Annotated in this window: 7 protein-coding genes; 3 read left to right on the top strand and 4 right to left on the bottom strand. The window is 68.2% G+C overall.

Features of this window, described 5'->3' with window-relative positions:
• The first annotated feature begins 51 nt into the window (after positions 1 to 51).
• Complete coding sequence (locus QE360_RS00860) at positions 52 to 1,107, top strand: cupin-like domain-containing protein (protein WP_309698562.1); 1,056 nt, start codon at positions 52 to 54, stop codon at positions 1,105 to 1,107.
• Here QE360_RS00860 and QE360_RS00855 read toward each other — a convergent pair.
• Genes QE360_RS00855 through QE360_RS00845 form a run of 3 tightly spaced genes read right to left on the bottom strand, consistent with a single transcriptional unit; the run spans position 1,098 to position 5,433 of the window.
• Entirely contained in the window at positions 1,098 to 2,603 is a 1,506-nt protein-coding gene (locus QE360_RS00855; RefSeq protein WP_309698560.1) for a tryptophan 7-halogenase, read from the bottom strand. The two genes, QE360_RS00860 and QE360_RS00855, sit on opposite strands and share 10 nt — an antisense overlap.
• Positions 2,600 to 3,910, bottom strand: coding sequence for a tryptophan 7-halogenase (locus tag QE360_RS00850; protein ID WP_309698558.1), 1,311 nt, complete (start codon positions 3,908 to 3,910; stop codon positions 2,600 to 2,602). The genes QE360_RS00855 and QE360_RS00850 overlap by 4 nt, the downstream gene beginning before the upstream one ends.
• Positions 3,907 to 5,433, bottom strand: a complete 1,527-nt coding sequence (locus QE360_RS00845; RefSeq protein ID WP_309698556.1) for a tryptophan 7-halogenase — start codon at positions 5,431 to 5,433, stop codon at positions 3,907 to 3,909. Before QE360_RS00845 ends, QE360_RS00850 begins: the two co-directional genes overlap by 4 nt.
• A 221-nt stretch (positions 5,434 to 5,654) precedes the next feature.
• Here QE360_RS00845 and QE360_RS00840 point away from each other — a divergent pair, with 221 nt between their 5' ends.
• Positions 5,655 to 8,972 (top strand): TonB-dependent receptor, encoded by a 3,318-nt coding sequence (locus QE360_RS00840; protein ID WP_309698554.1) that lies wholly within the window; start codon positions 5,655 to 5,657, stop codon positions 8,970 to 8,972.
• Between the two features lie 70 nt (positions 8,973 to 9,042).
• Here the strand turns inward: QE360_RS00840 and QE360_RS00835 are convergent, their stop codons facing one another.
• The gene (locus QE360_RS00835) at positions 9,043 to 9,777 is read right to left on the bottom strand and encodes a GDSL-type esterase/lipase family protein (RefSeq protein ID WP_309698552.1); all 735 of its coding nucleotides are present in this window, start codon (positions 9,775 to 9,777) and stop codon (positions 9,043 to 9,045) included.
• A 188-nt stretch (positions 9,778 to 9,965) separates the two neighbouring features.
• On the opposite strand from QE360_RS00835, the gene QE360_RS00830 reads away from it, so the two are divergent.
• Positions 9,966 to 12,452 carry an exo 1,3/1,4-beta-D-glucan glucohydrolase gene (locus QE360_RS00830; protein ID WP_309698550.1) on the top strand — a complete coding sequence of 829 codons (2,487 nt, stop codon included), beginning with the start codon at positions 9,966 to 9,968 and terminating at the stop codon, positions 12,450 to 12,452.
• Positions 12,453 to 12,539: the final 87 nt, after the last annotated feature.

Below are 12,539 nucleotides of genomic sequence, written 5' to 3'. Positions count from 1 at the left end.
AACGAAAATCATTTCCTTTTCCCGTCCGGGCCTGACACGGATCGAACCGTGATGAGACAGGATTCCGAAGCGAGCGCGACCGCCGACTGGATCGCCCGGGCCCCCCGCGTCGCGGAGCGGAGCGCGCCGACCACGCAGGACGGTTTCCTCGCGCTGGTCGAGGCGGCGATGCCGGTGGTGCTGCGCGGTCTGGTCGAAGGCTGGCCGGTGGTCGCGGCGGGGCGGCGGGGAACGGCGGCGCTCGCCGACTGCCTGCGCGGCTATGACGGGGGCAGGCCGCTGGGGCTGATGGCGGGCGATCCCGCGATCGGCGGGCGATTCTTCTATCGCGACGATTTCAGCGGCTTCAATTTCGAGCGCGCGCAAATCCCGCTTCCCCTGCTGCTCGAGGCGTTGCTGCGCGCCGAGGGGCAGGATAAACCGCCCGCGCTTTATGCCGGGGCCAGCACCGCGGCCGAGCATTTCCCCGGCTGGACCCGCGACCATCCGCTGCCCTTGCCGGTCGGCGATGCGCAGGCGCGGCTGTGGATCGGCAATGGCAGCCGGGTGTCGGCGCATTACGACATGGCCAGCAACATCGCCGCCGTCGCGGCCGGACGCCGCCGGGTCGTGCTGTTCCCGCCCGAACAGACCGCCAACCTCTATGTCGGGCCGCTCGACATGACGATGGCGGGGCAGCCGACCAGCATGGTCGACCTCGAACGCCCCGACCTGACCCGCTTTCCCCGTTTCGCCGCCGCGCAAGCCGCCGCCCAGGTCGCCGAGCTGGGGCCAGGCGACGCCATTTATATCCCCGCCATGTGGTGGCACGAGATCCGCGCCGAAGGGCCGCTGAACCTGCTGGTCAATTACTGGTGGACGCGCGGCACGTCGGATGCGCCCTTCGCCGCGCTGGTCTATGCCATATTGGCGGTGCGCGACCGACCGGCGGCGGAGCGGGCGGCGATGCGCGAATGGTTCGACCACTATGTCTTTGGCGAGGATGCCGCGCGGGTGGCGGATCACCTGCCCCCGGCGGTGCGCGGCATATTGGGGCCGCCCTCTCCCGAACGGGACGAGCGGATTCGCGGCTATCTGTTGCGGATGCTGGGCGCCGGTCAGCCCTGACCGGCGACGATCCGCGCCAGCGCCACCGCATGTGGCGGCAGGCCCGCCACGGCGGTCGCGGTCGCCTGTCGCATCTGGCGCAGCGCGGCGAGAACCCGGTCGTCGTCCAGCGCGTCGATCACCGGGTCATAGCCCTGGGGCATCACCCCCTGGCCCAGCAGCACCGCGACCCAACTGGGCGTCGCGAACAGCTCGTCCTCATAGCGGAAGATGCGCCCCTTTTCGCGGAACAGCGCGATCTTGCGGGGCAGCGTGTCGGGCAGGGCCATGGTGCGGACATGGTCCCAGAAGGGGGAGTCGTCGCGCGCGGTCGCGTGATAGTGAAGGATGATGAAGTCGCGGATCGAGCGGTAATTGTCGCCCATCTGCCGGTTATACTCGTCACGCTCGACCGGCGAGAGCCGCTTGTCGGGGAAGAGCGCGAACAGTTTCGAGATGCCCTGCTGGATCAGGTGGATGCTGGTCGATTCCAGCGGCTCCAGAAAGCCCCCCGCGAGGCCCAGCGCGACGACGTTGCGCTCCCACAGGCGCTGGCGGCATCCGGCGGTGAAGGACAGCCGCCGGGGCGTCGCGGTCGGCGCGGCGTCGAGCCGGGACAAGAGCAGGCGCTCCGCCGCATCGTCGTCCATGAACCGGCTGGCATAGACCACGCCATTGCCGGTCCGATGCTGAAGCGGGATGCGCCATTGCCAGCCCGCTTCGTGCGCGGTGGCGCGGGTATAGGGGAGCAGCGGCTCGGTCCGCTCGGTCGGCACCGCGATGGCGCGGTCGCAGGGCAGCCAGTGCGACCAGTCCTCGAACGGCACGCCCAGCGTATCGCCCAGCAACAGGCTGCGGAAGCCCGAACAGTCGACGAACAGGTCGCCCGCGATCCGGCGGCCATCCTCCAGCCGCACGCCCGCGACATCGCCGTTTTCATGCCGCTCGACCGCGACGATCCGCCCCTCGACCCGCGCGACCCCGTCCGCCTCCGCACGCCGGCGCAGAAAGGCGGCATAAAGCCCGGCATCGAAATGATAGGCATAGGCCAGCCCCGACAGCGGCGAGCGCGGATCGGGCAAGGGCTTGCCGAACGCGGCCCGCTCCATCGCGACGGTCGAGGCGGAATAGTCGCCGATCGGCCCGACGCCCGGCTGCCCCTGCATCTTCAGCCAGAGCTGATGGAAGTTCAGCCCCTGAATGTCGCGGCCATGATGGCCGAAGGGGTGAATATAGTGGCTGTCGGGGCGGTGCCAGCCGGTGAATGCGATACCCAGCTTGAAGCTGCCCTGGGTGGCGCGCAGGAACTCCGCCTCGTCGATGCCGAGCAGCGCGTTGAAGTTCAGGATCGAGGGGATGGTCGCCTCGCCGACGCCGACCGTGCCGATCGCGTCCGATTCCACCAAGGTGATCCGGCGGCGGCCATTGTCCAGATAGCGCCCGGCGGCGGCCGCCATCATCCACCCGGCGGTGCCGCCACCGACGATCACGACATGTTCGATGGGGGAAGGGGTCATGATCCGCGCTTTCCGGCGGCGGCGCGCCACTGTCCAGCCCTGTCGAGCACGGCCCGGCGTGCGACCTCGCGCGGAATGCCCATCGCGATGGGATCGGACCGCTCGGGGCGCAGGCCCTGGCCGATCAGCATCGCGATCCAGGCGTCGCGCTCGACCGAATCCTCGTCCGCCGGGGGCAGGGTGCCGCGCCGTTCGAACTGGGAGATTATGGTCGCCAGCGACGGGGTCATGGCGGGCGGCGTCGTGGTGGCGATGTAATGCGCGGCGAGGAAGTCGCGCATCCGGTCGGCACGCTGGTTCGCGCGGCGATTATATTCGGCCGACAGCAGGGGCATGTCCGCGCCGGTCGGCAGCAATTCCAGCGCCAGCGCGATCTGGGCCAGCGCCAGCGTGAAGCCGGTCAGGCCCAGCGGCCCCGGCTGCACCGCCGCTTCGCCCAGCGCCAGGACGTTGCCGCGCATCGGCGCCGACAGGCGGCCCGGGACAAGGGCGATCGCGCCCGGTGCCGCGTCCCGGCTGGCGCTCACCGACGCGCCGGGCCATGTGGCGGTCCAGCCGTCCGCCACGGCGCGATAGCTGTCGATGGGGGAGGGGGAGGGGGCGGCGGCGGACGGCTCCAGCCGAAGGTGATGGCAGGGCAGGCTGTCGCCCCAGCCCTCGAACCCCTGGGAGGTGGCGACCAGCCGCGCCGGGCCGGTCGCGTCGATGACCAGATCGGCCTCGATCCGACCGCCATCAGAGAGTTGCAGCGCCTCCACGCCGCCGGTCCCGCCTGCCACTTCGGCGAGCGGAGCATTTGCGAGCACCACTCCCGCCTGCCGGGCGAGCGAGGCCAGCCCGTCGCGCAGCCGCCGCGCATCCAAATGGAGCCCAGACTCGACATCGCGGGGAACCAGGCCCGCCTCGGCGGCGACGCAGGCGGGGTGGAGCGCGTGGAACGGCATCGGCGCCCCGGCCCGGAGCCAGAGCTGGTGCAGCGGTGCACCGGCAAGCGGCGGGGCGGGCTCGTCCGCGACCATCCACGCCGTCCCGTCCGCGCTCCAGTCGAGGAACCGCGTGGCGAGGCGCGGCATCGCCACGCCGTGCGCCAGCATCACGTCGGGCGGGCAATGCAGCCGCGCGAGCATCGCATGGGCGGACGGCAGGGCGAGCGGCCAGCGATCCGCCAGCGCGGCATCGGGCACGGCCGCGGGGACCAGCGTGACTCGCGTGCCCGGCATGGCCTGCGCAAAGGCGAGTGCGGCGGCGAAGGCGACCGGCCCTCCACCCGCGACCGCAACATGGGCGGGAAGGGTGCGGCGGTTCATGCGCGTGCTCCCGCCGCGATGGCCGCCAGTGCTGCGTCATGGGTGGGCATCCGCGCCACCCGATCGGCGATCGCGCGCGACAGGCCGGACAGGGCGCGGTCGAGCCCGGTGCCTTCGGGCCGATCGGCGCGCGGGTCCCAACCATGCGGCACGACGCCCTGGCCCAGATAGACCGCGACCCAACTCGGCTCGAGGAACAGGCCGTGGCGATAATGCGCGACCTGCGCGGTGGCGCGCCACAACGCCATCTTCTCGGCCAGCGTGTCGGGCACCGTCATGGTGCGGACATGGTTCCAGAAGGGGGAGTCGTCGCGGGTCGTGGCGTGATAATGCAGGATCAGGAAATCGCGGATCCGGTCATATTCGGCATCGATCGCGGCGTTGAACCCGTCGCGGTCGATATCGGTGACCTGCGCGTCCGGGAAATGCTCGACCAGCGCGGTGATCGCGGCCTGGACCAGATAGATGCTGGTCGACTCCAATGGCTCGAGAAAGCCCGAGGCGAGCCCGACCGCCACGACATTGCCGACGAAGCTGCGCCGCCGCCGCCCCGCGCGGAATTTCAGGAAGCGCGGCTCGGCGAGCGCGGGGCCGTCCAGCCCGGCCAGCAGCAGTTCGGCCGCCCGTTCATCGTCGCAGAATGCGCTGGCATAGACATGGCCGTTGCCGACCCGGTGGCGCAGCGGGATGCGCCAGCGCCAGCCCGCGACGGTCGCGGTGGCATGGGTGAAGGGCTCGGTCGGCGCGTCGGGGCTGGCGCTCGGCACCGCCACCGCACGGTCGCAGGGCAGCCAGTGCGACCAGTCCTCCCAGGGTTCGGCCAGTTCCTGCCCCAGCAACAGGCTGCGAAATCCCGAGCAGTCGATGAACAGATCGCCCTCGATCCGCGTGCCGTCGGCCAGCGTCACGGCCCGGACCGCGCCGTCGCCCGCATCGCGCTCGACCGCCACGACGCGCCCCTCGGTCCGCCGCGCGCCGCGCGCCTCGGCCCAGCGGCGAAGGAAGGGCGCGAAGCGGGTCGCGTCGAACTGATAGGCATAGCCGAAGCTGGTGGTCGGATCGTCGGGGTCGGTGCCCGGTCGCTCGAACCGGCGGGCTTCGGCGGCTGAGACCCCGGCCGAATAGGCGCCGATCGGCGGCACCGGCGCTCCTTCGGCATGGCGACGCAGCCAGTAATGGTGAAAGCCGATATCGGCGAGCGGGCGGCCATAGGTGCCGAAGGGGTGGATATAGCGGTCGCCGATCCGGCCGAAATCGCGGAATTCGATCCCCAGCTTGTAGGTGGCATCGGTCGTCGCCATGAATTCGGCTTCGTCGATGCCCAGTCGTTCGAGATAGGCGCGCAGATGCGGCAGGGTCGCCTCGCCGACGCCGACGATGCCGATCTCCTCGGACTCGACCAAGTGGACGGTGCACGCCGCGGGCAACAGGCCGACCAGCCCCGCCGCGGTCATCCAGCCCGCCGTGCCGCCGCCGATCACGATGATGCGCACCCGGTCGTCCGCCGATGGATCGCCGCTCACTCGAACCTCTCCCGATCATGCCCGCAGGGATCCTGTGAGTGTCACCTGGCAGCAACAGTTCGATGCAATTCCTCAATAATTAAATCAAGTTTAGATATTTCCCTTGAGTCCGGATCGGCACCGATTTAGCCGCATGATAACCGCTATCACGCGGCACGAAAAAATGGGGGCGCTTCCATGACGAAGCGCATCGGAGAGGATCGGGAAGGTACATGCACACCATGCGAATCTTGGCTGACGGCGTCAGCCGCAAGCGGCTGGCGGCCACGGTTTCGGTCGTAGCCCTTTGTGCGGCCGTGCAATTGGTCCCCGCGACCGCGTCGGCCCAGACGACGCCCGCACCCGCTTCCCGCGACGACGAGTCCGTGCCCCAGACCAATGTCGGCGCCGGTACGGCCGGGCAGGCCAGCGTGCCCGCCGGTGCCAATGCGGGCAAGAAGCCGCTGTCGAACAGCGCGTCGATCGCCAACCAGACCGCGCCCGACCAGTCCAATGTGACCGCTACCGACGTCGCGACGCCCGCCGCCGAGGGCAATCAGGGTGACATCGTTGTCACCGGCCTGCGCCAGTCGCTCGCCAATGCCCAGTCGATCAAGCGCAACGCCGACACGGTGGTCGATGCGATCACCGCCGAGGACATCGGCGCGCTTCCCGACCGTTCGGTCAACGAAGCGCTGCAGCGCGTCCCCGGCGTCGCCATCACCCGCTTCGCCGCCGCCAACGACACCGCCCACTTCTCGGTCGAGGGTTCGGGCGTCACCATCCGTGGCCTCAGCTATGTGCGCGGCGAGTTCAACGGCCGCGACAGCTTCGGCGTGTCGGGCGGTCGTGAGATCGGCTTCAACGACGTGCCGACCGAACTGGTCGGCTCGGTCGACGTGTACAAGAACCTGACCGCCGACCTGATCGAAGGCGGCATCTCGGGCACGGTCAACATCAACACCCGCAAGCCCTTCGACACCAAGGAGACGCTGGTCTATCTGTCGGGCAGCGTGAACTATGGCGACTTCTCGAAGCGCAGCGCGCCCGCCGTCGTCGGCCTGTTCTCCAAGCAGTGGCAGCTGGGCAATGGCGGCCGCTTCGGCATCCTCGCCAGCGGCAGCTACAACCAGCAATATAGCCGGTCGGACTCGGTCTTTTATTCGGCGTTCATCCCGCGCTACAATGACGACACCAACGGCAATGGCCAGCAGGACGCGGGCGAGGGCCGGACGATCAACGCGGGCACGCCCTATGCGTCGACCGCCTATGACCATTATCCGGTGCCGTCGGGCCGCAACGTCGTGTACGTGCCGCTGGGTGCAGGCTCGCGCATGCAGCAGTTCGACCGCACCCGCATCGGCTATGCCGGTTCGGCGCAATATGAGAATGGCCGCGGCAACCTGCTGATCACCGCGCAGTTCCTGCGCGCCGAGTCCAAGCAGACCTGGCTGGACCGCACGGTCGAGCCGAACGTCTATTATGCCGACGCCAACCAGATCTTCCCGCAGGGCTATAACCCCAATGCGCCGATCGCGGGGCAGAGCTTCACCCAGCCGACCTATGACGCCAACGGCCTGTTCACTTCGGGCACGCTGATCCGCAACGGCGGCGGTCAGTACACCACGCTCGCCAACCGCTATTTCAAGACGGACGGCGCGACGCAGGACCAGTCGGTCAACGTCAAGTGGGACCCGACCGAGCGGCTGCACCTGAACTTCGACGGGCAATATGTCTTCTCGAAGGGCCGCGATTCGGACGACACGGTCGAACTGGCGACCTTCTCGGGCGTGCGGATCGACGGTAGCAACGGTGCGCCGCTGATCAACGTGATCCCGCCCAACGGCCAGTCCGCCGCCGCCTATTTTGGCGACCCGACCAAGATCTTCATCCGCGACGCGATGAACAACCGCACGCACAGCGACGGCGACGAGTGGGCATTCAAGGCCGATGCGCAATATGACGTGTCCGAGGACTCGTTCCTGCGCAAGGTGCGGGTCGGCGGCCGCTATTCGGACCGCAACCAGACGGTGAAGACCAACGACTATAACAACTGGGGCGCGGTGTCCGACACCTGGACCTCCAGCACCGCGACGCTCGACAAATATTCGAGCGCGGTGACCGGTCTGAACTTCACCGATTTCTATCGTGGTCAGGTGGTGACCCCGCCGACGACCTATGGCCTGCGCGATGCGCTGCTGACCGATCACGACGCGCTGACCGCACTGCTGCGCGAGGCGACCAAGGCGTCGGGCGGCGGCTATGTCCCGCTGGAGGATCGTGGGTCCGACCTGGTCGACGGCTATTTCCGGCCGAACGAAGTCTACAAGATGCGCGAGCGGACCTATGCGGCCTATGCGCGCGTGGATTTCGGGATCGACAATATCGGCGGCGGCGAGACCAGCCTGTCGGGCAATATCGGCCTGCGCTACGTCCACACGCAGGACGAGTCGACCGGCGGCATTACCTTCCCGCAGATCGGCACGACGATCGGCAATTTCCCGACCGTCGCGGCCTATTGCGCCTCGCCCAACGACACCAACACGGTGCGCCCGATCTGTACGCTGACCAGCGCGCAGCAGGCGGCGGTCGTCGCCTTCTCGAACGGCGCGTCGACTACCGACGTGGCCAAGCAGAGCTTCGACAAGTGGCTGCCCAGCCTGAACCTGAAGTACCAGGTGACGCCGACCCTGCTGTTCCGTCTGGCGGCGTCCAAGGCGATCTCGCGCCCCGGCTTCACCGATCTGCGCAACTTCGTCGGCCTCAGCCCCTCGGGCAGCAACACGACCGGGTCGTACGGCTTCCAGTCGAGCGCGCGGAACCCCTATCTGCGTCCGGTCGATGCCAAGCAGGTCGACCTGACCGCCGAATGGTATTTCGCCAAGGTCGGCTCGCTGACGGGTGCGGTGTTCTACAAGGAATTGTCGAACATCATCCTCGACAATTACGGGTTCGTCCGCGACTTCACCAACAACGGCCAGACCTACGCCGTGTCGGTGAACGGCCCCGCCAATGCACCGGGCACGGCGCATATCAAGGGTGCGGAAATCTCGTACCAGCAGACCTACGACTTCCTGCCGGGCATCCTGCGCGGCCTGGGGACGCAGGCGACCTTCACCTATGTCGATCCGGGCAAGATCCCCAATGCGACGCCGAACAACGGGCCTGCCGACGGCAACCGTCCGCCGGTCGACGTGGCGGGGCTGTACAGCACGCTGCCGCTGGCCCAGCTGTCGAAGTACAATTTCAACGTCTCGGCCTTCTATGACTATGCGGGCATCTATGCGCGCATAGCCTATAGCTGGCGGTCCAAGTATCTGCTGACCAACCGCGACTGCTGCTTCCCGTTCCTGCCGGTCTATTCGCTGGCGGCGGGCCAGGCGGACGCCTCGCTGTTCTACACGGTCAACAAGCAGTTCAAGATCGGTCTGCAGGTCCAGAATCTGCTCGACGCGACGACGCGCACGACCTTCGTGCTGAACAGCTCGGGCCTGGAAGCGCCGCGGTCGTACTTCAAGAGCGATCGCCAGTTCCAGCTGAGCGTCCGCCTGACCTACTGATCGGTCGGCACGACCGCATGAAAAAGGGCCGCGGTGGCGACACTGCGGCCCTTGTTTTTTCCCGAGCCGATCAGCGGGCGATGGGCTTGGGCGCTGGTCTGGCCAGCGCGGTGCGGATCGCGGCCTCGGCCACCGGGGCCATCACGGCATAGCCCGCCTCATTAGGGTGGACGCCGTCATAGGTCAGGCTGGCGCGGGTCGCCTGTCCGTCGTGCAGCGCCGACCAGTAGTCGGCATAGGTCGCCCCCGTGCGCGCCGCATAGCCCTTCATCCAGTCGTTGAGCACCGCGATCCGCGACGCGGTGTCGAGGCCGGGCCGCCAGGGGAAATGATCGGCGGGCGGAATGGAGGCCAGGATGACGCGGATGCCGTGCGCCCGCGCCAGCTCGGCCATCGACATGATGTTCGCCTCGGTCTGTTCGGGCGTCATCGGGCCGGTATTGCCCGCAATGTCGTTGGTGCCCGCCATGATCTGGACGATCTTCGGCTTCAGGTCGATCACGTCCTGGCGAAAGCGCAGCAGCATCTGGGTCGTCGTCTGGCCGCCGATGCCGCGCCCGATCCGGCCCGGCGTGAAGAAGCCCGGCATCTTGTCGAACCAGCCTTGCGTGATGGAATCGCCCATGAAGACGATCGTCACCGGCCCGGTCACGCGGGCATTGGCCTGTTGGTAGCGACCCAGCCAGCCGAAATCATTGTGCAGCCGGATTTCGCCCTCGTCGGGCTTGGCGGCGGCGGGCGGCGGCACCTGCTGCGCGGAGGCTCCGGCACCGAGCAGCAGCAGAAGGGCAGGGGCGTAGCGCATCAACGTCTCCAGCAAGCATCAGGCGGTCGCAAGGCACGGCGCCGCCTTTGTTTTTCGTGCCCTCGGTCATGTCCGACGAAGCCGTTGCGAAGCGTAGAGCGGTAAAAAGAAAATTTGAAATATGTTTTGTTGACAGCGCTGTCATGAAACCGGAACGTCGCATGAAAATCGACAGGAGAGGATGTACCATGCCGTTTTCCCGCACGCTGGCCCTGATGGTGGCCGCAACCGCGCTCAGCAGCGGCGTTTCCGCCCAGACAGCCGGGCAACAGGCCGCCGGTGCCGCCGAGGCTTCGGCGGTCGCGCATCCCGATCTGTGGCCCCGACTGCCCCTGAAGCGGCAGCGCGATCCGAAGGTCGAGGCGCGGGTCGAACAGATCCTGTCGAAGATGAGCGTGGAGGACAAGGTCGGCCAGCTGATCCAGGTCGACATCGCCTCGATCATGCCCAAGGACCTCGAGACGTACAAGCTCGGCTCGATCCTGAACGGCGGCAATTCGGCGCCCAATAATGACGAATTCGCCCCCGCGCCCGAATGGCTGAAGCTGTTCGACGCCTTTTACGACGCCTCGGCGAAGCGCAGCGACGGGCGTCCGCAGGTGCCGCTGATCTGGGGCACCGATGCGGTGCACGGCGCGAACAATATCGTCGGCGCGACGCTGTTCCCGCACAATATCGGCCTCGGCGCGGCGCGCGACCCCGAGCTGATCCGCAAGATCGGCGCGGCGACGGCGGCGGAGACGGCGGCGACCGGCATCGACTGGAGCTTCGCGCCGACCGTGGCGGTGGTGCAGGACGATCGCTGGGGCCGCACCTATGAAAGCTATTCGGAGGACCCGGCGATCGTCGAATCCTATGCCGGAAAGATGGTCGAGGGCATTCAGGGCAGCGTCGGCGGCGACTTCATGAAGCCGGGCCATGTCATCTCGTCGATCAAGCATTTCCTGGGCGATGGCGGCACCGGCGGCCGCGACCAGGGCGATACGCGCGTGTCCGAAGAGGTGCTGCGCGACGTGCACGCGGCCGGTTATCGCAGCGGCCTGGTCGCGGGCGCGCTGACCGTGATGCCCAGCTTCTCCAGCTGGAACGGCACGAAGATGACCGGCAACAAGAGCCTGCTGACCGGCGTGCTGAAGGACAAGCTCGGCTTTGACGGCTTCACCATCGGCGACTGGAACGCCCATGGCCAGGTGCCCGGCTGCAACAACGAGGATTGCCCGGCGGCGATCAATGCCGGGCTCGACATGTTCATGTATTCGGGCGCGGGTTGGAAGCAGCTTTACGCCAACACGCTGCGCGAGGCGAAGGACGGCACGATCCCGGCCGCGCGGCTGGACGATGCGGTGCGCCGCATCCTGCGCGTGAAGATATTGGCGGGCAGCTTCGAGGCGGGGCGTCCGTCCTCGCGGCCCATGTCGGGCAAGTTCGACCTGATCGGATCGCCCGAGCACCGCGCCATCGCGCGTCAGGCGGTGCGCGAGTCGATGGTCCTCCTCAAGAACAATGGCAGCCTGTTGCCGCTCAAGCCCGGCGCCAATATCCTGGTCGCAGGGCGCGGCGCCGACAATATCGGGCAGCAGGCGGGCGGCTGGTCGATCACCTGGCAGGGCACGGGCGTCACCAACGCCAACTTCCCCAACGGCCAGTCGATCTGGGCGGGCATCGACGAGGCGGTCCGCGCGGGCGGCGGCAAGGCGGTGCTGGCGGTCGATGGCGCCTATAGCGCCAAGCCCGACGCCGCGATCGTGGTGTTCGGCGAGACCCCCTATGCCGAGTTCACCGGCGACCGCCCGACGCTGGAATACAGCCCCGAGGACAAGAGCGACCTGGCGTTGCTCAAGAAGCTGAAGGCCGCCGGTGTCCCGGTCGTCGCGGTGTTCCTGTCGGGGCGTCCGCTCTGGGTGAACCCCGAGATGAACGCGGCGGACGCATTCGTCGCGGCCTTCCTGCCCGGCACCGAGGGCGGCGGCGTGGCGGACGTGCTGATCGCCGGGCGCGATGGCAAGCCGCGCCACGACTTCCATGGCAAGCTCAGCTTCTCCTGGCCCAAGCGGCTCGACCAATATGTGCTGAACAAGCGGGACGCCAATTACGACCCGCTCTTCCCGATCGGCTATGGCCTGACCTATGCGCAGGGCGCGACCGTGCCGGTGCTGAGCGAGGCGCGTCCGGCGGTGGCGGCGGGGGACCAGAATGCGCTGTTCGTGCGCGGCCGGGTGGTCGCGGGCGCGCGGCTGGACGTGGCGGGAGCGGTGCAGCAGAGCCGCGTCGACCGCGCCGCGCAGGAGGACAGCCTGCGCTTCACCTTCGCGGGCACCGGCCCGGCGAGCGCCGCGATCGAGGAAGCCAAGCCGATCGACATCACCCGCGAGTCCAACGGCCAGCTGAGCCTGCTGGTCGACTACCGCGTGACCCAGGCCCCGACCGGCGAGGTCCTGCTGGGCATGGAGGGCGGCAAGCCCGCCACCGTGCCGATCACCGGCGCGCTGAAGGGGACGCTGGGCGAATGGCGCCAGCTGGCGGTGCCGCTGCGCTGTTTCGCCGATGGCGGCTTGACCATGGCCTCGGTGACGAAGCCCTGGACGATCGCGACGAGCGGCAAGCTGGGCCTCGACATCTCCTCGATCCGCATCGCCAGCGCGCCGCCGGGGCCAGTCAGCTGCGGGATGCGCTGATCGGCTATCCGGTCCTGTAAGGGAATCGCTGCGAAAACGCCCTCACCATCCCCGCGCAGGCCGGGGTCCGGTCGGGCAAGCGCTGGT

Source organism: Sphingomonas sp. SORGH_AS_0789 (assembly GCF_031453055.1).
Classification (GTDB): Bacteria; Pseudomonadota; Alphaproteobacteria; order Sphingomonadales; family Sphingomonadaceae; genus Sphingomonas.
This window is presented reverse-complemented; position numbering and strand designations above follow the sequence as displayed.

Coding starts and splice junctions, on each gene's coding strand:
- QE360_RS00860 (WP_309698562.1), top strand. CDS start 52: ATGAGACAGGATTCCGAAGCGAGCGCGACCGCCGACTGGATCGCCCGG.
- QE360_RS00855 (WP_309698560.1), bottom strand. CDS start 2,603: ATGACCCCTTCCCCCATCGAACATGTCGTGATCGTCGGTGGCGGCACC.
- QE360_RS00850 (WP_309698558.1), bottom strand. CDS start 3,910: ATGAACCGCCGCACCCTTCCCGCCCATGTTGCGGTCGCGGGTGGAGGG.
- QE360_RS00840 (WP_309698554.1), top strand. CDS start 5,655: ATGCGAATCTTGGCTGACGGCGTCAGCCGCAAGCGGCTGGCGGCCACG.
- QE360_RS00835 (WP_309698552.1), bottom strand. CDS start 9,777: ATGCGCTACGCCCCTGCCCTTCTGCTGCTGCTCGGTGCCGGAGCCTCC.
- QE360_RS00830 (WP_309698550.1), top strand. CDS start 9,966: ATGCCGTTTTCCCGCACGCTGGCCCTGATGGTGGCCGCAACCGCGCTC.